Raw genomic sequence first — 21,889 nt, forward strand, 5'->3', positions numbered from 1 at the left:
GAACCATCGGTGGGGGGCGGATAGCCGGCTCCGGGTGACGGTCCGAATTGCCCATCGGACGCGCCATCTTCGGAAGTGCCGTACTGGGGTGTGGCGTACTTGGGGTCGGGTGCGCCGTACACAGGACCGGAGTCCGAGGGAGTGCGCTTCTCGAATGAAATTCTCGGCTCGGACGGATTCGATTCGTCTTTCGACGATCCGTCCGATGACGATGGGTCTGCCTCACTCACTTCGAGCTCCCTTACGACGGTGCGATACGAACGAGGGCATCAGTCTCGCAGTTTTCGCCCCTGAGGGTCGGTTACATTGCCCACCAGTATCAGAACTCCGTCTGTCACGTGCCACACGAACAGGCCCAACAGCACTATCAGACCGAGGCCGAACACCGCGAGGAGCAGCACGCCGGAGAAGAACAGCAGCACTTGTGCGACGCCGATTCCGGTACTACCGAGGTAGAAGCGGCCCACTCCCAACCAGCCGAGGAGCAACTGCAGCAAGCCAGCGACGACCTTGGACTTGTCCGACAGCGGCAGACCGGTGACCGGGTCGCGGCCGTACGGCGCGTCGGGACCGGCACCGAACACCGGCCCACCCGGGTAGCCCGAGGGTCCGCCGAAGCCTTGTTGTGCATAGCCCTGCGGCCCGTATCCCTGCGGCCCGTAACCCTGGGGTTGACCGAGATTCTGTTGCTGACCGTAGCCCTGCTGTGGGTAGCCCTGCTGTGGGTAGCCCTGTTGCGGGTAGCCCTGTTGCGGGTAGCCCTGTTGCGGGTAGCCCTGTTGCGGGTAGCCCTGCTGTGGGTAGCCCTGTTGCGGATAGCCCTGCTGCGGATAGCCCTGCTGCGGGTAGCCAGAGGTGGGAGGAAAATCGCTGAACGATTGGTCTGCGCTGCCGTCCGAGCTGGGCGCAGGGTAACTCGGTGTGCTCGACCAACCCGGCCCGTTTCCGATGCCCGAGTAGGTGTCCCAACCTGGCCCAGTGGACCCGGTAGGACCGTGCGATGGCGCAGACTCCGAGGTGGCGGGCGGTTCCGAGAGAGACGCTTCGGCGGTGGCATCGTAGTCGAACGGCGTGCCGAACGAGCTCGTCGGCGTCACCTCGTTGTCCTTCGAGTCACCCGCGCTGGAGTCGCGCTGCGGATCTGTGCCGGGGGTCTTGTCGAAATCAACCACGGGTACTGCCTTCTTCCTCTGCTTTCTTGTCAGACGCCTGCGTGTCCTGCGCATCGGCTCGGCCCACTTCGGTGCCGGCCTCATCGGTGCCGGGTTCGGTCGCGCTCGGGTCAGCCGCGTTCGAGTTCTCCACCGACTGCCCGGACGCATCGGCGCGTGCCTCGCCCCCGTCGAGGTCCTGATCGTCGTTGGACTTCAGCGTGGCGGGGTCTTCACGGCCCTTCGTGGCGATCAAGAAGTATGCGACGGCCAGAACGAAGACGATGGCCGAGGTGAAACTGTTGATGCGGATGCCGGCGATCTTCGTGGCGAAGTCGTCACGCATCAGTTCCACCCAGAACCGTCCGGCGCAGTATCCGGCTACGTAGAGCGCGAACAGTCGTCCGTGACCGATCGTGTATTTGCGGTCGACCAGCACCAGCAGTGCGACGATCGCGACGCTCCAGAGCAGCTCGTACAGGAACGTCGGATGAACGACCCTCTCCACGAACCCGGTCGAGACGCCGTTCAGCGGATCTAGCCGACCGTTCGCGTCGACGCGCTCGTAGATTTCCAGACCCCACGGCTGCGTCGTAGCGCGTCCGTACAGTTCCTGGTTGAAGTAGTTGCCGATGCGCCCGATCGCCTGGGCCAGCAGAATCGGCGGTCCGACCGCGTCACCGAACGCAGGTAGCGGAATGCCGCGTCGTCGGCACGCAATCCAGGCACCGACGCCGCCGAGGAACACTGCTCCCCAGATTCCGAGACCGCCGTTCCAGACGTACAGCGCCTCGATCGGCCGTCCGCCGGGACCGAAGTAGGTCTTCCAGTCCGTGGCCACGTGATACAGACGTCCGCCGAGCAAGCCGAACGGGACGGCCCACACTGCGACGTCGAGGACGGTCCCCTTGGTTCCACCTCGCGCGACCCAGCGGCGATCACCCCACACCACCGAAATGACGATGCCGATGATGATGAACAGGGCGTAGGCCCGTAGTGCCAGCGGTCCGACGTGCCACACCCCCTGCGGCGGGCTGGGAATGTAGGCCAGGACTGCAGTCGAAGTCACGACGCTACGTTAGCGGAACGGACACCCTCGGCCAGTTCCGTCGTCAGCTCACGGACCGCGTCGAGTCCCTTGTCCACGGCACTGACCAACGCCGAACCGACGATGACCGCGTCGGCATAGCGTGCGATCTCGGCCGCCTGCGCTCCGGAGCGAACCCCGAGGCCGACCCCGATGGGAATGTCGGAATGCTGACGAATACGGGCCGACAGCGCCGGGGCCATCGAGGACACTGCGTCCCGGGCACCGGTGACGCCCATGGTCGACGCGGCATAGACGAACCCGCTACTGGCCTCGACTGTGCTGACGAGCCTCTCCTCGGTGGACGAGGGGGCCACGAGGAAGATGCGATCGAGTCCGTAGGCGTCGGAGACTTCGATCCACTCCTGTGCTTCGTCCGGAATGAGGTCCGGGGTGATGATTCCGAGCCCACCGGCACCGGCCAAGTCTCGCGCGAAGTTCTCGATGCCGTATTTGAGCACCAGGTTCCAGTAGGTCATGACAACAGGTTTTCCACCTGCGGCCGCGACCTTCTCGGCGACAGTGAACACGTCCTTGACCCGGGCACCGGCACGCATCGCAACATCTGCTGCCGCTTGAATCGTGGGGCCGTCCATCACGGGATCGGAGTACGGAATACCCACCTCGACGATGTCGCATCCGGCGTCGACCATCGTCTCGACCACCTCGATCGAGCGCTGCACGGTCGGGAAACCCGCAGGGAGGTAACCGACGAGAGCTGCGCGCCCCTCGGCCCGGCACTGCGCGAAAGTCTCGGAAAGGCGAGAGTCGTTGTTGCTCATGGCTTGACACCTGCTTCGTCGTCGACGTTCGCTTCGCCGTTCCGGTCCATCAGACCGAACCATTCGGCCGCGGTGTCGACGTCTTTGTCGCCGCGTCCGGACAGGTTGACCAGGATGATCGCATCCTGGCCGAGTTCCTTGCCGAGGGTCAACGCGCCTGCGACGGCATGCGCGGACTCGATGGCCGGAATGATGCCCTCGGTGCGGCACAACAACTCGAACGCGTTCATCGCTTCGGTATCGGTGATGCCGCGATACTCGGCCCGCCCTATGTCGTGCAGGTACGAATGCTCCGGACCGACACCCGGATAGTCCAAACCGGCCGAGATGGAATGAGATTCGATGGTCTGGCCGTCCTCGTCCTGCAGGAGGTACGAGTACGCACCGTGCAACGCACCCGGTGAGCCACCACTGATGGTCGCAGCATGCCTGCCGGTATCGACACCATCGCCCGCCGCTTCGAGGCCGATCAGGCGGACGTCGGCGTCGTCGATGAACGCATGGAAGATTCCGATCGCGTTGGACCCGCCACCGACACAGGCCGCGATGGCGTCGGGCAGTCGCCCCGTGGACGCGAGCACTTGCTGACGCGCTTCGAGGCCGATGATGCGCTGGAAGTCACGCACCATGACCGGGAACGGATGTGGCCCTGCGACGGTCCCGAAACAGTAATACGTGTTGTGCGCGTTGGTGACCCAGTCGCGCAGGGCCTCGTTGATCGCATCCTTGAGCGTGCGCGATCCCGATTTGACGGCCACGACGCTCGATCCGAGCAGACGCATCCGGGCAACGTTGAGCGCCTGGCGCTCGGTATCGACCTCACCCATGTACACGACACATTCGAGCCCGAGGAGCGCACAGGCGGTGGCGGTTGCCACGCCGTGCTGGCCGGCCCCGGTCTCGGCGATGATCCGAGTCTTGCCCATCCGCTTCGCCAGGAGAACCTGGCCCAGAACGTTGTTGATCTTGTGAGAACCGGTGTGATTGAGGTCTTCTCGCTTGAGGAGAATCCGAGCGCCGCCGGCGTGCTCGGACAGTCGGCTCGCTTCGAATACGGGGGACGGACGCCCGGTGTAGTCGCGTTGCAGCCGATCGAGTTCACCGAGGAACTCGTTGTCGCTACGGACTTTCTCGTACTCGGCGGTGACTTCCTCGATGACGCCCATCAGCGCCTCGGGCACAAATCTGCCGCCATAGACACCGAAATGGCCGCCCACATCGGGCTCGTGCGGGCTGCGTTCGGTGAGGCCGATGCTGCTCTGCGGCAGATCAGCGCCCTTGAAGCGGACTGCCTGCGCGGCGTCCACGGTGCCTGAAGAATTGCTGGTGCTCACCGGTCCAGTGTGCCCCAGAGGCGGACTATCGCCGCGCTCGGGTCGGGTGCCGGTTCACCTGGACATGGTCAGCGCGCGGGCTTGGGGCACGACGGGTGGGTTCCCGCCGTCACCAGGTCCGAGACAGCGGTGCGTGGATCGCCCGAAGTCACCAAGCCCTCGCCGACCAGTACTGCGTCCGCCCCGGCACCGGCGTATGCGAGCAAATCGGCTGTGCCCCGCACACCGGACTCTGCAATACGAATGATCTCGCTGGGCAGACCAGGCGCAATGCGACTGAAACTGTCACGGTCGATCTCGAGGGTCTTGAGGTTGCGCGCGTTGATTCCGATGACCGTGGCACCCGCTTCGAGCGCACGGTCCGCCTCGGCCTCGGTGTGGACCTCGACCAACGCCGTCATCCCCAGCGACTCGGTGCGATCGAGCAGTGAGGTCAGTGCGTCCTGCTCGAGTGCCGCCACGATCAACAGAATGACGTCGGCACCGTGGGCTCGCGCCTCGTGGATCTGGTACGGACCGACGATGAAATCTTTGCGCAGCACCGGGATCGAGACGGCAGCGCGCACCGCGTCGAGGTCTGCGAGGGAACCGTGGAAACGGCGCTCCTCGGTCAGGACGCTGATGACGCGGGCACCACCCTGCTCGTAGGCGCGAGCCAGCACTGCCGGATCCCCGATGTCGGCCAACGCACCTTTGGACGGACTGGCGCGCTTGACCTCGGCGATGACACCGATACCGTCCTCACGCAGGGCTGCTGCCGCGTCGAGCGGTGCCGGGGCTGCCTTCGCTGCTGCTTTCACGGCGGCGAAATCGACCACCGATTCACGAGCGGCCACATCGGCCCGGACTCCGTCGAGAATCGAGTCGAGAACAGTCATGTGCCCCAGTCCTTTCTGAGCGTCGACATTCGATGTGAGGAATCTCATCGCCGTCGGACCTAGCGTAGAGGGCCGTGTCGATCCGACGAACGCGGGGTGCCGGACTCGTCGGTAGGGTCTTCCCCGGCGTCGAGTGCATCCCACATCATGCGTTCGGTGAGGTCCTCGCCCTCGTCCCGTGCACTGTTCTCCGCCGAGGAAATGCGGGAGCGCCGCGCCACCTCGTCACGGCGCACTGCCGGAGCGTCGTACTTGGACGAGAGTACCTGCGAGGCAGATGTTCTCCGAATCGACACCACGGCCGCAGCCAAGGCACAGAGCGCCCCGATCAGCGTGACGATCGCAGGCAGAACCGAGACATCCGTCGACGACACCTCGGCCCTGGCCGGCAGTTCGGCCAGCGCCGCAGACTGGGCATCGGAGGCTCCGGCGGTCAGCAATCGAACAGCCGGGATCGCGGCCGCGACGGCCACCGCTGCAATCAGCAGGGCCAGAACCCGCAGGGCCCACCCTCGCACCGCGAACGACGCCGCAACTGCGGCCAACAGCACCAGCGCCAACGGAGTGGTGGCAGCGGCCCAGGTGCTACCCAGAAGTGAGTCCGTTCGGCCCTCTCCCAGACCGTCGGCGGACGTCACCCGCACCCACGTCATCCGCGACGCACCCCACAGGCACGCCGCCGCCACGACCAGCAGCGCTACGGGAACTGCGGCGGAACTGCGACGCCCGGATCCTTCGGTCATCGGCCACCGACCTCGCGCAGCGACTCCGCTGCCGCGACGGCTCCCAACACTGCCATCGCCTTGTTTCGCGCTTCGTCGTCTTCGTACTCCGCGACCGAGTCGGCCACGACTCCCGCACCGGCCTGAACGTACGCGGTGCCGTCCTTGACCAGGGCCGTGCGAATCGAGATGGCCGTGTCTGCGTCACCCGCAAAATCGAGATACCCGACGATGCCGCCGTAGATGCCGCGCCGGGTCGGCTCCAACTCGTCGATCAGTTCCATCGCGCGCACCTTCGGAGCACCCGACAATGTGCCGGCCGGGAAACACGCCTTGACCGCGTCGAGGGCACGCTTGCCCTCCGCCAAGCGGCCTGTGACCGTCGACACCAGATGCATGACGTGGCTGTAACGCTCGATATGTCGATAGTCGCTCACCCGAACCGTGCCGGGAGCACAGACACGTCCGAGATCGTTTCGGCCGAGATCCACGAGCATCAGGTGCTCGGCGTTCTCCTTCTCGTCCGCAAGCAGATCCTTCTCGAGCAACACGTCCTCCTCCTCCGACGTGCCGCGCCAGCGCGTACCGGCGATCGGGTGAGTGGTCGCGAGGCCGTCGACCACCGTCACCAGGGCCTCCGGGCTGGATCCCACAATGGAAAACGCCGTCTCGTCGTCGGCGCCGGGAACGTGCATCAAATACATGTACGGGCTGGGATTCGACGCCCGCAGCATCCGATAGATGTCGAGCGGAGAAGCCTCGGTGTCCATCTCGAAACGTTGCGACAGCACCACCTGGAACGCCTCCCCGGCTTCGATCTCCTTCACCAGGCGGTCGACATCGGTGCCGAAGCCCTCGGAAGTCCGTTGCCTGCGAAACTTCGGGGCGGGCTTGGCGAACGTGGAAACGGTGGAGGCAGCGGGCTTCGACAGGTCCGCACACATCCGGTCCAGCCGCCGAACAGCATCGTCGTACGCACGGTCGACATGTTCGTCGGAGCCATCCCAGTTCACCGCGTTTGCGATCAGAGTGATCGCGCCCTCGTGATGGTCGACGGCCGCAAGATCGGTGGCGAGCAACATCACCATCTCCGGAACACCGAGATCGTCCTGAGCGTGCTCGGGCAGCTTCTCGATCCGCCGGACCGAGTCGTAGCCGAGGTAGCCGACCATGCCACCGGTCAACGGAGGCAGACCAGGCACCCGCTCCGAATGCAACAACTCCAACGTCCGCGCCAACACCTCGAGAGGATCGCCGCCGTTCGGCACCCCGGCAGGAACATTGCCTCGCCACACCGCCTCGCCGTCGACCACGGTCAACGCTGCCGGAGCACCGGCACCGATGAACGACCACCTCGACCACGAACGTCCGTTCTCAGCGGACTCGAGCAAGAATGTGCCGGGCCGATCCGCCCCGAGCTTCTGATACGCCGACAGCGGAGTCTCGGAGTCTGCGAGCACCTTTCTCGTCACCGGCACCACTCGATGCTCGGCGGCGAGCTGCCGAAACACCTCGCGGGAGGTGGTCGAGTCCGAAGGATCGGTCTCGCGGGTGGGGCTGGGGTCGGTGGTCGTCTCGCCGTGCATCGTTCCATCCTCCCAGGTTCGACCCAACGGGTCACTCCGCGGCTCCGCTCCTGACGATCCCTGGTCACTCCGCAGGCTCCGCTCCTGCCCCCCACCTCTTGCCGGTCGCGGTAACGTGCAGCACATGAAACCAGGCGAGCTCGTTCCCGATTTTTCCCTTCCGGACCAGACCGGACAGACTCGAACGCTCACCGAATTGTTGACCGACGGCCCGATCGTGCTGTTCTTCTACCCGGCCGCATTCACCCCCGGCTGCACCGCCGAAGCGTGCCACTTCCGGGACTTGGCCTCCGAGTTCGCCGAGGTCGGAGCCACCAGGGTCGGAATCAGTGCCGACGCCGTCGCCAAGCAGGCAGAATTCGCCGCGTCGAAGTCGTTCGACTACCCCCTGCTCTCCGACGAGGACGGCACCGTCGCCGCCGCGTTCGGGGTCAAACGCGGACTGCTCGCCAAGCTCTCTCCGGTCAAGCGCGCAACCTTCGTCATCGGCACCGACCGGAAGGTGCTCGAAACCTTCTCGAGCGAAGTTCGATTCGAAGCCCATGCCGACAAGGCTCTGGAGTACCTGCGCGCACACAGTTCTTAGGGTGTCGAACGAGGTGATGCCCGAGCGGGGGGAAGCTCGAGGCATCATGTGCAGACCACAACCATCTTGATCGAGAGGTTCCCCCGCGATGGAAGCGTCGGAGACATCGAAGGACACGGCGGAATCCCGTTGGCTCACCGAGGAACAGCAGAAGGCCTGGCGGTCGTTGGTAGCCTTGGTCACTCGGCTCCCGGCAGCACTGGACACTCAGCTCCAACGAGATTCGCAACTGACCCACTTCGACTACTTCGTTCTCGCAGTCGTCAGCGAGCACCCACAGCGCCGCATTCAGCTCCGAGACTTGGCCGAATACGCCAACGCGTCACTCTCGCGGCTGTCGCATGTCGTCACCAAGCTGGAGAAAGCCGGATGGATTCGGCGCGAAAGCATTCCGGGGAGCCGCGGATCTCATGCCGTCCTGACCGACGCCGGAATGGACAAGGTCGTCGCATCGGCACCGGGCCATGTCGCTACCGTGCAGGCCCTGATCTTCGACGGGCTCACCGATTCCGAGGTCAGTGATCTCACGACGCTCAGTTCGACGCTGCTCGCGCAGTTGGACAAGGCAATCGCAGCAGGAACCGGTCAGGCCTGAGACTCGGGACCCAACAGAACGTCGGCGTCGAAGCAGGTGTGCGCGCCGGTGTGACAGGCCGCACCGACCTGATCGACGATCACGAGCACGGCGTCACCGTCGCAATCGAGCCGGACCTCGTGCACGTACTGTGTGTGCCCCGACGTCTCCCCCTTGATCCAGTACTGCTGCCTGGACCTCGAATAGTAAGTGCCCTTACGGGTTTCGATCGTGCGGGCCAGCGCCTGGTCATCCATCCACGCGACCATCAACACCTGACCGGTCGACCGTTCCTGCACCACGGCACTGAACAGTCCGGCATCGTTGCGTTTGAGCCTCGCGGACAAGCTCGGATCGAGTGTCATCGGAGAACCTCTTCGCTATCGGACAACGATGCGCTCGGCGCGCATCGCGTCCTTGACCTCGCCGATGGTGAGATCGCCGAAATGAAACACGCTCGCGGCGAGCACGGCGTCGGCTCCGGCGTGCACAGCGGGTGAGAAATGCTCGACGCGACCTGCACCCCCACTGGCAATCACCGGTACATGCACGGCCGAGCGGACGGCCGCGATCATCGGTAGATCGAACCCGGCTTTCGTGCCGTCGGCGTCCATCGAATTGAGCAGAATCTCCCCGACGCCCAATTCGGCACCACGCACCGCCCACTGCACGGCGTCGATTCCGGTGCCACGTTTGCCGCCGTGCGTGGTGACCTCCCAGCCCGACGGGGTGTCCTGCTGCCCCTGTGGAACGGTGCGTGCGTCGACCGAGAGCACTATGCATTGCGAGCCGAAGCGTTCGCTGAGCTCGCGAAGCAGCTCTGGTCGGGCGATGGCGGCGGTGTTGACGCTGACCTTGTCCGCTCCGGCTCGCAACAGACGATCGACATCGGTGACGGTCCGCACTCCCCCGCCCACAGTGAGTGGGATGAACACCTGCTCGGCGGTGCGGCTGACGACGTCGAGCATCGTGCCTCGGTCCGAGGTCGATGCGGTGACATCGAGGAACGTCAGCTCGTCTGCCCCCTGCGCGTCATAGGCAGCCGCCAGTTCGACGGGATCGCCTGCGTCTCGGAGGTTTTCGAAGTTGACGCCCTTCACGACGCGTCCTGCATCGACGTCCAGGCACGGAATCACTCTGACCGCGACGCTCATCGCACCGGTCCTTCCAGATAGTCGACGGGGTCACCGAGTTCGGTGATCACCTTCAGCAGTTCGGCGTGCACCCCTGGCGCGCCCGCGAGCACCGACGTCGAATCGACCGTCCACGGCTCGCCGGCCAGATCGGTCACCACTCCGCCTGCGGCGCGCACCAGCAACGCACCGGCTGCGTTGTCCCAGGCCCGATGGCCGAACACCACGGCACCGCCCAGGACACCGCCGGCCGTGTAGGCCAGATCCACTCCAGTGGCGCCGTGCATACGCAGCCGCGAGGAATGCATCGACAATTGTTCGAGGATGCGGAATCTGAATCGGCCGGGTAGCGGGCCCCGACTGGCGACGTTGAACGCACCGAACCCGATCATGGACTCGCGCAACTCTTTCGGTCGTAGGCTCGGCAGGGCGACCCCGTTGAGCATCAGCGGGCCCTCGGCCACGGCAGCGAAGCGCTGATCCACCAACGGCAACCAGGTCAGTCCCAGGACCGGAGCGCCGTCGTCGAGCAACGCCAACAATGTTCCGGCCGAGGGCAATCCCGACGAGTAGTTGAATGTGCCGTCTATCGGGTCGAGCACCCAGACCAGACCCGAGTTCAGATCCGGTCCACCGAATTCCTCACCGTGAACAGCAATTCCGGTGGCCTCGTGCAACTCCGCGCTCAGGCGGCGTTCGAGTTCGAGATCGACCGCGGTGGCAAAATCGTCGGGGCCCTTCTGCAGCGCGCTCGGCGCGCCGACACCGGCGACGAACCGATCGTGGATACCGTCGAGCAACCCACCGGCGATCTCCAGTAGGCGAGTCGGTTCCTCGGGAAGGGTCATTCTTGCGTTACCGGGACACCGCTGCGAGGGCGTCCGGGAGGGTGAAACGTCCGGCGTACAGCGCCTTTCCGACGATGGAGCCTTCCACCCCGCGATCGACCAACCCGGCTATCGCCTCGAGATCTGCAATCGTGGACACGCCTCCCGATGCGATGACGGGCTTGTCGGTCTTGGCGCAGACGTCGGCGAGCAATTCGAGGTTGGGTCCGGTCAACGTGCCGTCCTTGGTCACGTCGGTCACCACGTAACGCGAGCAGCCATCGCGCTCGAGTCGGTCGAGAACCTCCCACAGATCACCGCCGTCGCTGACCCAACCTCGGCCACGCAGTCGGGGTGCGCCGTCGACGATCAACACGTCCAAACCGACCGCAACTCGATCGCCGAACTCGCCGATCGCGCGGGAACACCACTGGGGATCCTCGAGGGCCGCGGTACCGAGATTGACGCGGGCGCAACCGGTCGCCAGCGCCGCACGCAGCGACTCGTCGTCACGAATACCGCCCGACAGTTCCACCTGCACATCGAGCTCACCGACGACCGACGCGAGCAGTTCACGATTGGACCCTCGCCCGAACGCCGCGTCCAAGTCGACCAGATGGACCCATTCAGCGCCGTCGTTCTGCCAAGCGAGCGCGGCGTCGCGAGGCGACCCGTACTTCGTTTCGCTTCCGGCTTCTCCTTGAACGAGACGGACAGCTTCGCCGCCTGCGACATCGACAGCAGGCAATAAGACCAGGCTCACGTGCGATTATGCTACTGGCCGAACAGCAACGAACTCAAAACGGGTCGTCCCTGGGTTCGTCGGTCGCACCGCATCTGGCGGTGCACGCGCACCTACCCGAGTTCCTTGCGCGTCATGCGCGTGGACACCACGCCCATGGCCACGATCGCTCCGACGACCCCGGCCAGCGCGATGACCAGAGCAATGCCTGCGCTCGGTTGCAGTACGACGATCAGTGCGGTGGCAAGGGCCAGTACCGCCACCGCCGCGCCGAGTGCCCGGAAAGCCAATCGGCCGAGCGAGAACTCGCGCTCGCTCACACCGACCGGACCCAGTTCTCCAACAGCGCCGCTCCGGCATCCCCGGACTTCTCCGGGTGGAACTGAGTGGCGGACAGAACCCCGTTCTCCACTGCGGCGAGAAATCGGCCGCCGTGATCGGCCCAGGTGAGCATCGGCGCAGCGAGGATCTCGCTGGGTTCGAGCTCCCATTGCTGGGCGGCGTAGGAATGAACGAAATAGAACCGGGTCTGGGGGTCGATGCCGTCGAACAGCACACTCTTCTCGGGTGCCTCGACGGTGTTCCAGCCCATGTGGGGCAGCACGTCGGCGCGCAGTCTTTCGACGGTGCCCGGCCACTGCCCGCAGCCCTCGGCTTCGACGCCGAACTCGACTCCTCGATCGAACAGGATCTGCATTCCGACGCAGATTCCCAATACCGGGCGTCCCCCGGCCAGACGACGCCCGATGATCCGGTCACCACCCACGGCCAGCAGGCCCTCCATGCATGCCGCAAACGCGCCGACACCAGGAACGACCAGCGCCTGCGCGTCGAGAGCCTCGTCGAAGTTCGAGGTCACGGTCACGTCGGCACCGACTCGGGCCAAGGCCCGCTTCGCCGAGTGCAGATTGCCCGAGCCGTAATCGAGCAACACCACAGAAGTCATGGGGAAAGTCTATCGGGGGTGCGCCGGGCGATCAGCGCCACCACTGCGACCGCGACGACAGCGGCCGCTGCTGCGGTGAATCCAGCGGTATACCCGACGCTCGTGGCCAGTACGCCCAGTGCGAGCGCGCCCGCACCGGTGCCCGCGTCGAAGCTGATATTCCAGACGGCGCTGGCATTGCTGTACCGAGCTGGGCCTGCCGCGTCGAAGGCCATCACCAGACTGTCGTTCTGGCAAGCGCCGTAACCGATCCCGAACACAACGGCGGCGACGAAGAACAGGGCCGCAGGCATGGCACCGAGCGCGGCGATCGCGAACACGGCGATGCCGACCGCTGCCGAGACCAGCGCAGGAACTACCGAGCGACCGATGCCCACGCGATCCGCAACCGATCCGGCGACGTACCGGCCGACGAGCATCGCTGCACTCACCACGGCGAGCGAAAGGCCGATCATCGCAGCCCGGTCCGATTCGGCGATCGGAAGCAGACTGGTGATTCCCCCGTACGCTGCCGACACCGTGGCCACCGCGAGACAAGGAACGAGGAAACAACGCACCTCGAGCCGAACTCGTTCGGCGGTGGGCGGCCTTGCCGCAGGCCTGGTGGGAGGCAACAGCGCCACACCTACCAGTCCCGCAACGGGCACTACGGCCCCGAGCACGAACACCGCCGTCGGACTCACCGCGAAGATCACCAACCCGAGCGGCAACGTGAGCACCTGCGCCAATGCGACGGCAATTCCCTGTGCGCCCGTGGCGCGGCCGAGCTGAGCAATCGGGGCCAGTTCGGCCACGATGGCCGCACCTGCCACGGTCAACATGCCGAAACCCGTCCCCCGCACCGCGGACACGGCCAGTGCCGGGACGGCCTCGACGGACACGATGAACAACAACGCCGGAACGCCCAGCAGAAGGCACCCGGCGGCGAGCACCGCACGGTGACCTGCTCGCTGCAGCATTCGAGGTACGAAGAGCTGCGTGATCACGGTGGTTGCCATGAAAATCGCGGTACTGGCCGCAGCCACTGCATCGGAGGCCCCGGACTCGGACACCGCCAGCGGTATCACCGGAAGCAGCAAGCCCCAGCCGCCGAACGCCGCTGCCCCCATCCCCATCGCGGCCGGAAGACCGCGAATGGAGAACAGACCGCTCAACCTACGAGCGCGGGTCGTTCGATCACAGACTTCCCTTGGTGGAGAGAATTCCGGTCACGCGAGGGTCGTACTCGGTGGCCTGCCGCAGCGCCCGAGCAACCGCCTTGAACTCGGCCTCGGTGATGTGGTGTTGGTCCCGGCCGTAGATCACCCGGACGTGCAGCGCGATTCGAGCATTGGACGCCAAGGTCTCGAACACATGCTTGTTGATCACCGTGGAGTACGGAACGCCCGGGTAACCGCCGATGACCGAGTGCACCATGTACTCGGGTTCACCGCTGTGCACACAGTACGGACGCCCGGACACATCGACAGCCGCGTGCACCAGCGTCTCGTCCATCGGAATGAACGAATCACCGAACCGGGTGATGCCTGCCTTGTCACCGAGCGCCTGCCCGAGCGCCTGACCGAGCACGATCGCGGTGTCCTCGACGGTGTGATGCGCCTCGATCTCGACATCGCCCTTCGCTCGAACTGTCAGGTCGAAGCGTGCGTGGGTACCCAGCGCGGTGAGCATGTGGTCGTAGAACGGGACACCGGTGGAGATGTCGACGACACCGGTGCCATCGAGGTTCAGCTCGACGGAGATGTCGGACTCTTTGGTGGTGCGCTCGATCTTGGCGATACGGGGAGCTGGTGTGGTCACTGCTGAGCCTCTGCTCTTTCGGTCGAAGCAAGTTCTGCGCTGACGGTGAGGAATCTGTCGTTCTCGTGCACCAGGCCGATGGTGACGCGCAGATATCCTGCGATTCCGACGTCCCGGATCAGTACGCCTTCGTCGAGGTACCGCTGCCAGGTCGCAGCCGCATCGGTGAATCGGCCGAAGAGCAGGAAGTTTGCGTCGGACGGCACCACCTCGTAGCCCTGGCTGCTCAATGCACGGGCCACTCGGTCGCGCTCGGCGGCGAGCTCGGCAACGCTGCCGAGGGTGTCCGAGGCGTGCCGCAACGCAGCTCGAGCAGCGGCCTGCGTGACTACCGAGAGGTGATAAGGCAAGCGCACCAACAACATTGCGTCGACCACGGCCGGAGCCGCAATCAAATATCCCAGCCGACCTCCCGCGAAGGCGAACGCTTTGCTCATCGTGCGACTGACCACGATCTTGCTGGGGTAACTCTCGATCAGTCCGATTGCACTCACGGCCGAGGAAAATTCCGCGTAGGCCTCGTCGACCACCACGATGCCCGGCGCGGCATCGAGAATGCGACGCAGATCCGCCTCATCGATGCTGTGCCCCGTCGGATTGTTGGGGCTGGTGACGAACACGACGTCGGGACGACGTTCCTCGATTGCCTGCACGGCGTAATCGACGTCGAGCGAGAAATCTGCGCGACGCTTGGCCGGGATCCATTCGGTCTGCGTTCCCGAGGAGATGATCGGGTGCATCGAGTACGAGGGCACAAAGCCGAGTGCGGTGCGCTCCGGCCCACCGAACGCCTGCAGCAATTGCTGGAGAATTTCGTTGGAACCGTTGGCGGCCCACACGTTTGCCGCCCCGACCGAGAATCCTGTCGAGGTGGAGAGGTAGCGCGCGAGGTCCGTCCGCAGCTCGACGGCATCGCGATCGGGATACCGGTGCAGCCGCGTTGCGGCAACACGGACCGACTCGGTCACATCGTCGACCAACGCCTTCGTCGGCGGATGCGGATTCTCGTTGGTGTTCAGCTGAACCGGCACGGTCAGCTGCGGTGCGCCGTACGCAGACTTGCCGACCAGAGCCGCACGCAGTGGCAGATCTTCGAGCGATACCGACTGTCCCAGTGCGTTGTTCACGATGTCACCTCGGCTGCCGGCCGCAGGCCCTCGAACCGCAACCGCACCGCTTCCCCGTGCGCCGGCAGGTCCTCGGCGTTGGCCAGCGCAATCACGTGCGCAGCAACGTCTTTCAGCGCCGCTTCACTGTAGTCCACCACATGGATCCCACGCAGGAACGTCTGCACACTCAACCCCGAGGAGTGACGAGCGCATCCGGCCGTCGGAAGAACGTGATTCGAACCCGCGCAGTAGTCACCGAGACTCACCGGGGACCACGCGCCGACGAATACCGCACCGGCGCTGCGCACCCGCGCCGCGACCTCGGACGCGTCCTCGGTCTGGATCTCGAGGTGCTCGGCCGCGTAGGCGTTGACCACGGCCAACCCCTGGGCGACATCGTCGACCAGCACGATCCCGGACTGGCTGCCGTTCAGGGCCGTGGCCACCCGCTCTGCATGCCGCGTGGACGGCATCTGCGCGTTGACGGCCTCGTCCACTGCGTCGGCCAGTTCGACGCTGTCGGTGACCAACACACTGGCGGCCATGACGTCGTGCTCGGCCTGGCTGATCAGATCGGCTGCCACGTGGATCGCGTCCGCGGTGGCGTCGGCGAGAATCGCGATCTCGGTAGGTCCGGCCTCGGAGTCGATTCCGATGAGTGAGCGGCACAGTCGCTTGGCGGCCGTGACGTAGATGTTTCCCGGACCGGTAATCAGATCGACCGGTGCCAACTCACCGCCGTCGGTGTCTGTTCCGCCGTACGTCAGCAGCGCGACCCCCTGACCGCCGCCGACTGCCCACACCTCGTCGACGCCGAGAAGCGCCGCTGCGGCCAGAATTGTCGGGTGGGGCAGACCGCCGAAATCCTTCTGCGGCGGCGAGGCCACCACCAGCGAACCGACGCCGGCGATCTGCGCCGGCACCACATTCATCACCACCGAGGACGGGTACACCGCGTTGCCGCCTGGTACGTAGAGCCCCACTCGATCGACGGGGACCCAGCGTTCGGTCACGGTTCCGCCGGGTACCACCTGCGTGGTGTGGTCGGTTCTGCGCTGATCGGAGTGCACCAGACGAGTGCGTTCGATCGCCACCTCGAGCGCTGCGCGTACATCGGGGTCCAGTTCGGACAGGGCGCGGTCCACATCTTCCTGCGGCACTCGAATACGATCCGGCCGGACTCCGTCGAACTTCTCACTGAACTCGAGCGCAGCCTCGGCGCCGCGTTCGCGGACGGCGTCGACGACGGGGCGAACCTGATGCAGCACCGAATCGACATCCACTCCGCCTCGGGGAAGTGCGCCACGTAGTTCGGCGGTGGATGGAGTTCGTCCGCGTAGATCGACGCGGGCGAGCTCGATGCGGGCAGGCATAATGGGCCCCTTCGTGAAGTCGTGTCGGTGCCGGGGTTCGGTCGGATCAGTGTTGTCCGAACCACCAGGATAGTTCCACCGAATATGCCTCAGCCTCGCACGTCCCACAGATGATGAATCGGATCGTGAATGTAGTACGCGGCCAGTGACTCGACGGAGAAGTTCGATCCGTCGCTGCGCCTACCCGTCCGCTGTCTGTCCCCGGGAGGAACGGCGGCGAAGGCGTCCGCGAGCGCAGCGGCAGCGTCAGCGAGCTCTGCCGCCACCACCGCGGCATTCTGCTCGTTGTAGTTCTCGGCCAACGCGGTCGCGTCCTGATCCCAGTTGGCGAACTCGGGGTCGTCCTCGGCGAGGACCAGCGCCAACCGGGTGCGGAATATCCGATGTACGTCGCGCACATGCGCGGCGTATTCGAGTGCAGACCACGTCGAATCATCGGGTCGAACGGCCACGTCGTCTCGGTCCAGAACCGCGACCCAGCGCTCGATGTCGGCGCGGATCAGCTCGGGGATGTCCTCGTACCGGACGGCGCTCGAGTCGAACCCGCAATCCGGGCAGGCTCGCTCGAGTACCCACGTCCAGTTCTTCGTATCGGGATCGATCGGCATGGTGGGAACAATAGATCAGGAACGACCGCGCCGAGTGTCCACAATCGGCACGGTCGTACTGCGATTGCACCGCGGACCTCCGATTGTGGCCACCCCGCGACGCCCGCCTGGAGTCACATGTAACGGGCAGCCAGTTTCTGCAGGGTGCTCGTGATTCCCTGTGCGTTCTTCTGCGGCATCTTCAACCACTCCAATACCTTCGGAGCCTTGGCCGTGCCGTACTTGAAGCTCTCGGTGACCGTCGTCACGCCCGGCTGCTTCTCGTCGAACTCCCAGCGCCAGCTGTGACCCATCGGGTGCTGCCACTCGACGATCTTGTGCTTGTCCGCGTCGACGAACTCGGTGACGGTGCTGGTGATCTTGTACGGCACGCCGTACTGCTTCATGCCAACGGAGAACCTCGCTCCGGTACTGAGCCGTTCGGGGCCCCGAACGGTGTCCTTGACGGTCCCCGATCCGTCGAGTTCACCGTGCCGACGGGGATCGGCAACGATGTCGAACAGTTCGGCTGCAGGGGCCTGAACCTCGGCTTGTTTGCTGACCTGCTGATGTCCGGTATCGATGGTTCTGATCTCTGCCATCTCGTACGCGTACCCACTGCGAGCGATCCGACACCACCGGTCGAGCGGAATCCCAGTTGACCGACGTAGTTCAATGAACGCATGTCCTGGTCAGTGTGGCTCGCATTCCTCGGTGCAAGCGTCGTCATCAGTCTCTCCCCCGGCGCCGGTGCCATCGCATCGATGTCCACCGGCCTTCGCTACGGACTCCGCCGCGGGTACTGGAACATCCTCGGGCTGCAGATCGGTCTGCTGGTACAGATCGGCATCGTCGCCGTCGGACTCGGGGCTGTTCTGGCCAACTCCGCGCTGGCGTTCACCGCCATCAAATGGTTCGGCGTTGCTTACCTGGTCTATCTCGGAGTTCGGCAGTGGCGGGCAGGCCCCACCGACGTCGCCGACGCGCCCGTGGTGGCCGATCGCGGAACGACGATGCTGGTACGGGGCTTCCTCGTCAATGCCAGCAACCCCAAGGCCGTCGTGTTCATGGTGGCGGTGCTGCCCCAGTTCCTCGAGCCGGCGCAGCCACTCGTTCCCCAATACCTCGTGATCGCGGGCACGATGGTGGCGGTGGACATGCTGGTGATGACCGGCTATACCTCGTTGGCGTCTCGGGTACTGCGACTGATGCGCTCGCACCGTCAGCAGAAGATGATGAATCGCTCGTTCGCCGGGATGTTCTTCGCCGCCGCAACGTTCCTTGCCACAGTTCGGCGGGTGACCCCGTGAAGAAGTACCGCGTGATCATGAAGAACGCCCTCGGCGGCGATCCGATTCCACTGGGACTGTTCGACACTCTGCTCGAAGCCAACACCTGGATCCAGGACGTCGGCAAACGAGACGAGCACGAACTCGGCACCTACACGGTAGAAGTGGAGTCGGGGGAACGGCCACACGATCAGGAAGTCGTCGACGAGTGAGTCGGCGCTGCCCGTGTTCCAGTGGTGACACGTTCGACGCGTGCTGCGCGCCGTATCTGCGCGGCGATGCGAGCGCGCCGACGGCCGAGAAGCTGATGCGGTCTCGATTCACTGCGTTCGCCGTCGGTGACGCGGCCTACCTCCGCGCGTCATGGCATCCCGATACCGTTCCGGACGAGCTCGAACTGGACCCCGATCAGCGGTGGTATCGACTCGATATCGTGTCGATCGAGGCGGGCGGGCTGTTCGACGACGTGGGAACCGTCGAGTTCCGAGCGCACTACAAGCACCCCGAGGGGGCGGGGACGATGAGCGAGGAAAGTCGATTCGTCCGTACCGGCGGCCACTGGCTCTACCTCGACGGACTGCTCTCGCGCTAGAGGTTGCGCAGCTTGGTCGGCCGGTTCCCTGCAGCACGACGCGCCTGCTGCTTCTCTTTGATCCGTTCGGCATCCTTGCGAACCTGGATCTGAGTGCGGCGCTCTCGAACGAGCCACTGCGGCGGGCTGGCGATGAGCTCGTCGATGGCGTCGATGGTCAACGCTTCGGTGACACCGCCGCGGGCCAGACCGGCGATCGAGACACCCAGCTTCTTCGCGATGACGTCGCGGGGAAATGGTCCGTTGGTCTGCAAATCGGTCAGCCACTGCGGCGGATCGCTGCGTAGGGCGTCCAGCTCGGACCGGCTCACCATCGAGTTCTGAAATTCTTCGGGTGCTGCGGGAAGGTAGATGCCGAGCTTGTTCGCCGCGGTCAATGGCTTCATGGTCTGTTGCTTGTTCTCCGGGCTCACCGCATCAGCTTATCCGGCACTGCGCGCTCTCGACGCCACGGTCGCTCGCGCCCCCGCTCGTCCCATAGGCTCGGGACGTGAATATCGATGTGCAGACACTGCGCTGGTTCGCGGCGGTGGCGCAGCAACTGCATTTCGCCCGCGCTGCCCAGTCGCTGGGAATCTCGCGAATCCGCCTGAGCAAGGCCGTGGTCGAACTGGAGGAGCAGCTCGGCGTCGAGCTGTTCGTACCGGGAGCCTCGCCCACCGAACTCACGGCCGAGGGCCGAGACCTGCTGGCTCGGGCGCTGGTGGAGATCGCCGAGGACGATAGACGTCTCGAGCGCGAACGGGTCACTGCGGCGGAGCCATCGACGTTCACCATCGGCTTTGCCGAAGGGGTGACGCTGACGAAGTGGACCCGCATCTGGGCAGATCGGTTTCCCGACATCGCGCTGTCGGTAGTGGCCACCACACCGAACTCACAGGTCTCGTGCCTGCGCGACGGAACGGTCGATGTCGGCTTCGTCCGTCCGCCCCTCGATCGCGACGGGCTCAACGCCATCGGCCTGTACCAGGAAGTGCAAGTCGTGGTGGTCCCGAAAGACCACCCGGTGGCCGCATTCGATTCCGTCACCGCAACCGATCTCGCTGACGAACATCTGCTTGCCGATCCTGCGACAGCACCCGAATGGGCTGCGGTGGCCACCGAACTCGTCACCGGGGATCGACCCGAACTACCCCCGATGAACTCCGTCGCAGAGACATTCGAGTACGTCGCTGCCGGATTGGGGGTGGCAATCGTTCCGCATTCGGTCGCCCGATTCAATGCCCGCAAGGACCTCGTGTACCGCCCGGTGACCGACATCGAGCACACCCAGATCGCGTTGGCCTGGGTCGCAGATCGTGAGAGCGAGCTCATCGAGGAATTCATCGGCATCGTTCGCGGGCGATCGACCCGCAGTTCACGCGGTTCAGCAGATGCGCCTCCGGCCAAGAAGAAGAAGGCTCACCCGTCCAAACCTGCTCGCCCCGTGGCCAAGACGAAAACGAACGCCCGGCGCAGCGGCAAGCGGCGCTGAACAGGCCTCCAGGAGACACTCCGGTCCGTATAGGAACGTGTGTTCGAAAGTGTGTCGGTGGGTCGCGATAGATTTCGTGCATGCTTTCGGGGGACGGCGGATCAGGGGTGGACGGCATCGAGACGGTGCCGCCTGCCCCCGAGGTGTCCGACCCCGAATTGTCGGTGTTGGTCGCTCGTGTCGAGTCCGCGGTCGCCGCGTTGGCCGGGCAGGCGTCGGTGTCGTGGACGAACGCCGACCGGCGCGCGGTGATCCAACGCATGGACGCTCTCACGAGGTCCGTGACGGCGCACTCGCACACCTGGCTCAACGAACTCATCGCTCAACACGGCCTCGATGTATATCCGGGGTCGGTACCGGCGTCGGTGGCGTGGATGCTGCGGATCACCCCACGCGCCGCCGGAGCACGGGTACGCCTGGCTGCGGAGTTGGGCGACCGGACAGCATTGTCCGGTGACGTCCTGCCCGCACTGCTGCCGCACACCGCCGAAGCATTACGGGCCGGGTTGCTCGACTCCAAGCACGTGCAGATGATCCGCGAGTTCTTCCGCCATCTGCCTAGGGACGTCGATCCGCAGACCCGCGATCTCGCCGAACAGCAGTTGGTGGGCTTCGCATCGACCAGGCGGCCCGACGACTTCGCCCCGTTGGTGGCGCACCTGGATTCGATCCTCAACCCTGACGGCGATCACGACGAGGGCGAGGACGGACAGCCGAAGCCCCGGAAGCGACGTGATGCGTTCTTCTATCTCGGTGAGCAGGGTGCCGACGGGATGTCGGAAGGCAGCTTCTGCGTCGACCCCGAACTACGCGCCTACCTCGAGGCCTTGTTCTCCAAAGCCGCGAAACCCGGAGTGAACAACCCCGCCGACCCCACATCAGTCGTGCACGACGACACCGACAGCACGTCCCGTGCGCCCGAGCCCGAGCCGACGTCCGGTCCAGCAGACAATGGCGATACACACCTGTGGGATGACACAACACCCGAGGACACTGCCGACTCCAGTGATAGTGCCGAATCCAGTAACAGTGGCGAATCCAGTAACACTGCCGACTCCAGCAACAGTGCCGACGATGAAACGACAGCCACCGCGGCACGGGACGCCGCCGCCGCTCGTGATCCGCGCAGTCAACGCGAACGCTGTCACGACGCCCTGAAACTGGCGCTCCGGCACACGCTCGCCTCCGGGACCCTCGGCACCCACCGCGGCCTACCCGTCACCGCCATCATCACCATGACCTTGAAAGACCTCGACGCCGGCTGCGGCTACGCCATGACCGCCACCGGCTCCCGCGTCTCCATCCGCGACGCCATCA

27 protein-coding genes and 1 pseudogene are annotated in these 21,889 nt (G+C 65.1%); 7 read left to right on the forward strand and 21 right to left on the reverse strand.

Going from position 1 to position 21,889, the window contains the following annotated elements; translation table 11 throughout:
- The 8 genes and pseudogenes from J1M87_RS06670 to J1M87_RS06705 all read right to left on the reverse strand — a co-directional run.
- Positions 1-230, reverse strand: a pseudogene (locus J1M87_RS06670) (hypothetical protein); the annotation flags it as partial.
- A 39-nt stretch (positions 231-269) separates the two neighbouring features.
- Positions 270-1,172, reverse strand: coding sequence for an NINE protein (locus J1M87_RS06675; RefSeq protein WP_307830740.1), 903 nt, complete (start codon positions 1,170-1,172; stop codon positions 270-272).
- Positions 1,165-2,220 carry a prolipoprotein diacylglyceryl transferase gene (gene lgt, locus J1M87_RS06680; protein WP_206488707.1) on the reverse strand — a complete coding sequence of 352 codons (1,056 nt, stop codon included), beginning with the start codon at positions 2,218-2,220 and terminating at the stop codon, positions 1,165-1,167. The genes J1M87_RS06675 and lgt overlap by 8 nt, the downstream gene beginning before the upstream one ends.
- Positions 2,217-3,020 (reverse strand): tryptophan synthase subunit alpha, encoded by an 804-nt coding sequence (gene trpA / locus J1M87_RS06685; RefSeq protein WP_206488708.1) that lies wholly within the window; start codon positions 3,018-3,020, stop codon positions 2,217-2,219. The genes lgt and trpA overlap by 4 nt, the downstream gene beginning before the upstream one ends.
- Positions 3,017-4,327, reverse strand: a complete 1,311-nt coding sequence (gene trpB / locus J1M87_RS06690; protein ID WP_206488812.1) for a tryptophan synthase subunit beta — start codon at positions 4,325-4,327, stop codon at positions 3,017-3,019. The genes trpA and trpB overlap by 4 nt, the downstream gene beginning before the upstream one ends.
- A 95-nt stretch (positions 4,328-4,422) precedes the next feature.
- Positions 4,423-5,232, reverse strand: coding sequence for an indole-3-glycerol phosphate synthase TrpC (trpC, locus tag J1M87_RS06695; protein WP_206488709.1), 810 nt, complete (start codon positions 5,230-5,232; stop codon positions 4,423-4,425).
- A 59-nt stretch (positions 5,233-5,291) separates the two neighbouring features.
- Positions 5,292-5,975 (reverse strand): TIGR02234 family membrane protein, encoded by a 684-nt coding sequence (locus tag J1M87_RS06700; RefSeq protein WP_206488710.1) that lies wholly within the window; start codon positions 5,973-5,975, stop codon positions 5,292-5,294.
- Positions 5,972-7,540 carry an anthranilate synthase component I gene (locus tag J1M87_RS06705; protein WP_206488711.1) on the reverse strand — a complete coding sequence of 523 codons (1,569 nt, stop codon included), beginning with the start codon at positions 7,538-7,540 and terminating at the stop codon, positions 5,972-5,974. The genes J1M87_RS06700 and J1M87_RS06705 overlap by 4 nt, the downstream gene beginning before the upstream one ends.
- 124 nt (positions 7,541-7,664) lie before the next feature.
- Here J1M87_RS06705 and J1M87_RS06710 point away from each other — a divergent pair, with 124 nt between their 5' ends.
- Both J1M87_RS06710 and J1M87_RS06715 read left to right on the forward strand, forming a co-directional pair.
- Positions 7,665-8,126 carry a peroxiredoxin gene (locus tag J1M87_RS06710; protein ID WP_206488712.1) on the forward strand — a complete coding sequence of 154 codons (462 nt, stop codon included), beginning with the start codon at positions 7,665-7,667 and terminating at the stop codon, positions 8,124-8,126.
- An 88-nt stretch (positions 8,127-8,214) separates the two neighbouring features.
- Positions 8,215-8,721, forward strand: coding sequence for a MarR family winged helix-turn-helix transcriptional regulator (locus tag J1M87_RS06715; RefSeq protein WP_206488713.1), 507 nt, complete (start codon positions 8,215-8,217; stop codon positions 8,719-8,721).
- Here J1M87_RS06715 and hisI read toward each other — a convergent pair.
- The 12 genes from hisI to J1M87_RS06775 all read right to left on the reverse strand — a co-directional run bounded on the left by hisI (position 8,712) and on the right by J1M87_RS06775 (position 17,819).
- Positions 8,712-9,065 carry a phosphoribosyl-AMP cyclohydrolase gene (gene hisI / locus J1M87_RS06720; protein ID WP_206488714.1) on the reverse strand — a complete coding sequence of 118 codons (354 nt, stop codon included), beginning with the start codon at positions 9,063-9,065 and terminating at the stop codon, positions 8,712-8,714. The two genes, J1M87_RS06715 and hisI, sit on opposite strands and share 10 nt — an antisense overlap.
- 15 nt (positions 9,066-9,080) lie before the next feature.
- Positions 9,081-9,854: an imidazole glycerol phosphate synthase subunit HisF gene (hisF, locus tag J1M87_RS06725; protein ID WP_206488715.1), complete on the reverse strand. Its 774-nt coding sequence runs from the start codon at positions 9,852-9,854 to the stop codon at positions 9,081-9,083.
- A complete protein-coding gene (locus tag J1M87_RS06730; RefSeq protein WP_206488716.1) occupies positions 9,851-10,681 on the reverse strand; it encodes an inositol monophosphatase in 831 nt (276 codons plus the stop codon). Before J1M87_RS06730 ends, hisF begins: the two co-directional genes overlap by 4 nt.
- A gap of 7 nt (positions 10,682-10,688) precedes the next feature.
- Positions 10,689-11,423: a bifunctional 1-(5-phosphoribosyl)-5-((5-phosphoribosylamino)methylideneamino)imidazole-4-carboxamide isomerase/phosphoribosylanthranilate isomerase PriA gene (priA, locus tag J1M87_RS06735; RefSeq protein ID WP_206488717.1), complete on the reverse strand. Its 735-nt coding sequence runs from the start codon at positions 11,421-11,423 to the stop codon at positions 10,689-10,691.
- A 92-nt stretch (positions 11,424-11,515) separates the two neighbouring features.
- A complete protein-coding gene (locus J1M87_RS06740) occupies positions 11,516-11,722 on the reverse strand; it encodes a hypothetical protein (RefSeq protein ID WP_206488718.1) in 207 nt (68 codons plus the stop codon).
- The gene (gene hisH, locus J1M87_RS06745) at positions 11,719-12,348 is read right to left on the reverse strand and encodes an imidazole glycerol phosphate synthase subunit HisH (RefSeq protein ID WP_206488719.1); all 630 of its coding nucleotides are present in this window, start codon (positions 12,346-12,348) and stop codon (positions 11,719-11,721) included. The genes J1M87_RS06740 and hisH overlap by 4 nt, the downstream gene beginning before the upstream one ends.
- Positions 12,345-13,463, reverse strand: a complete 1,119-nt coding sequence (locus J1M87_RS06750) for an MFS transporter (RefSeq protein ID WP_206488813.1) — start codon at positions 13,461-13,463, stop codon at positions 12,345-12,347. The genes hisH and J1M87_RS06750 overlap by 4 nt, the downstream gene beginning before the upstream one ends.
- A gap of 61 nt (positions 13,464-13,524) precedes the next feature.
- Positions 13,525-14,148 (reverse strand): imidazoleglycerol-phosphate dehydratase HisB, encoded by a 624-nt coding sequence (gene hisB, locus J1M87_RS06755; RefSeq protein WP_206488720.1) that lies wholly within the window; start codon positions 14,146-14,148, stop codon positions 13,525-13,527.
- Positions 14,145-15,275, reverse strand: coding sequence for a histidinol-phosphate transaminase (locus J1M87_RS06760; RefSeq protein ID WP_206488721.1), 1,131 nt, complete (start codon positions 15,273-15,275; stop codon positions 14,145-14,147). The genes hisB and J1M87_RS06760 overlap by 4 nt, the downstream gene beginning before the upstream one ends.
- Positions 15,272-16,630, reverse strand: a complete 1,359-nt coding sequence (gene hisD, locus J1M87_RS06765) for a histidinol dehydrogenase (protein ID WP_206488722.1) — start codon at positions 16,628-16,630, stop codon at positions 15,272-15,274. The genes J1M87_RS06760 and hisD overlap by 4 nt, the downstream gene beginning before the upstream one ends.
- An 89-nt stretch (positions 16,631-16,719) precedes the next feature.
- Positions 16,720-17,238, reverse strand: coding sequence for a DinB family protein (locus J1M87_RS06770; RefSeq protein WP_206488723.1), 519 nt, complete (start codon positions 17,236-17,238; stop codon positions 16,720-16,722).
- Positions 17,239-17,351: 113 nt separating this feature from the next.
- Positions 17,352-17,819: an SRPBCC family protein gene (locus J1M87_RS06775; RefSeq protein ID WP_206488724.1), complete on the reverse strand. Its 468-nt coding sequence runs from the start codon at positions 17,817-17,819 to the stop codon at positions 17,352-17,354.
- 81 nt (positions 17,820-17,900) lie between these two features.
- Between J1M87_RS06775 and rhtB the strand changes: the two genes are divergently transcribed.
- Genes rhtB through J1M87_RS06790 form a run of 3 tightly spaced genes read left to right on the forward strand, consistent with a single transcriptional unit; the run spans position 17,901 to position 19,098 of the window.
- Positions 17,901-18,527, forward strand: a complete 627-nt coding sequence (gene rhtB, locus J1M87_RS06780; protein WP_206488725.1) for a homoserine/homoserine lactone efflux protein — start codon at positions 17,901-17,903, stop codon at positions 18,525-18,527.
- Positions 18,524-18,718, forward strand: coding sequence for a hypothetical protein (locus J1M87_RS06785; RefSeq protein WP_206488817.1), 195 nt, complete (start codon positions 18,524-18,526; stop codon positions 18,716-18,718). Before rhtB ends, J1M87_RS06785 begins: the two co-directional genes overlap by 4 nt.
- Positions 18,715-19,098: a YchJ family protein gene (locus J1M87_RS06790; RefSeq protein ID WP_206488726.1), complete on the forward strand. Its 384-nt coding sequence runs from the start codon at positions 18,715-18,717 to the stop codon at positions 19,096-19,098. Before J1M87_RS06785 ends, J1M87_RS06790 begins: the two co-directional genes overlap by 4 nt.
- Here the strand turns inward: J1M87_RS06790 and J1M87_RS06795 are convergent.
- Positions 19,095-19,511 (reverse strand): DUF5997 family protein, encoded by a 417-nt coding sequence (locus J1M87_RS06795; protein WP_374222357.1) that lies wholly within the window; start codon positions 19,509-19,511, stop codon positions 19,095-19,097. The two genes, J1M87_RS06790 and J1M87_RS06795, sit on opposite strands and share 4 nt — an antisense overlap.
- Before the next feature lie 77 nt (positions 19,512-19,588).
- Between J1M87_RS06795 and J1M87_RS06800 the strand changes: the two genes are divergently transcribed.
- Both J1M87_RS06800 and J1M87_RS06805 read left to right on the forward strand, forming a co-directional pair.
- Positions 19,589-20,572 (forward strand): LysR family transcriptional regulator, encoded by a 984-nt coding sequence (locus J1M87_RS06800; protein ID WP_206488727.1) that lies wholly within the window; start codon positions 19,589-19,591, stop codon positions 20,570-20,572.
- Between the two features lie 80 nt (positions 20,573-20,652).
- Positions 20,653-21,889: DUF222 domain-containing protein (locus J1M87_RS06805; protein WP_206488728.1), on the forward strand; the 1,237-nt coding region annotated here is incomplete at its 3' end.

This window comes from Rhodococcus sp. KRD162 (assembly GCF_017168335.1).
GTDB lineage: Bacteria > Actinomycetota > Actinomycetes > Mycobacteriales > Mycobacteriaceae > Rhodococcoides.

Coding starts and splice junctions, on each gene's coding strand:
- trpA (WP_206488708.1), bottom strand. CDS start 3,020: ATGAGCAACAACGACTCTCGCCTTTCCGAGACTTTCGCGCAGTGCCGG.
- hisF (WP_206488715.1), bottom strand. CDS start 9,854: ATGAGCGTCGCGGTCAGAGTGATTCCGTGCCTGGACGTCGATGCAGGA.
- hisH (WP_206488719.1), bottom strand. CDS start 12,348: ATGACTTCTGTGGTGTTGCTCGATTACGGCTCGGGCAATCTGCACTCG.
- J1M87_RS06710 (WP_206488712.1), top strand. CDS start 7,665: ATGAAACCAGGCGAGCTCGTTCCCGATTTTTCCCTTCCGGACCAGACC.
- rhtB (WP_206488725.1), top strand. CDS start 17,901: ATGTCCTGGTCAGTGTGGCTCGCATTCCTCGGTGCAAGCGTCGTCATC.
- J1M87_RS06730 (WP_206488716.1), bottom strand. CDS start 10,681: ATGACCCTTCCCGAGGAACCGACTCGCCTACTGGAGATCGCCGGTGGG.
- J1M87_RS06750 (WP_206488813.1), bottom strand. CDS start 13,463: ATGGGGATGGGGGCAGCGGCGTTCGGCGGCTGGGGCTTGCTGCTTCCG.
- trpC (WP_206488709.1), bottom strand. CDS start 5,232: ATGACTGTTCTCGACTCGATTCTCGACGGAGTCCGGGCCGATGTGGCC.
- J1M87_RS06705 (WP_206488711.1), bottom strand. CDS start 7,540: ATGCACGGCGAGACGACCACCGACCCCAGCCCCACCCGCGAGACCGAT.
- J1M87_RS06715 (WP_206488713.1), top strand. CDS start 8,215: ATGGAAGCGTCGGAGACATCGAAGGACACGGCGGAATCCCGTTGGCTC.
- J1M87_RS06700 (WP_206488710.1), bottom strand. CDS start 5,975: ATGACCGAAGGATCCGGGCGTCGCAGTTCCGCCGCAGTTCCCGTAGCG.
- hisI (WP_206488714.1), bottom strand. CDS start 9,065: ATGACACTCGATCCGAGCTTGTCCGCGAGGCTCAAACGCAACGATGCC.
- J1M87_RS06775 (WP_206488724.1), bottom strand. CDS start 17,819: ATGGCAGAGATCAGAACCATCGATACCGGACATCAGCAGGTCAGCAAA.
- hisD (WP_206488722.1), bottom strand. CDS start 16,630: ATGCCTGCCCGCATCGAGCTCGCCCGCGTCGATCTACGCGGACGAACT.
- J1M87_RS06770 (WP_206488723.1), bottom strand. CDS start 17,238: ATGCCGATCGATCCCGATACGAAGAACTGGACGTGGGTACTCGAGCGA.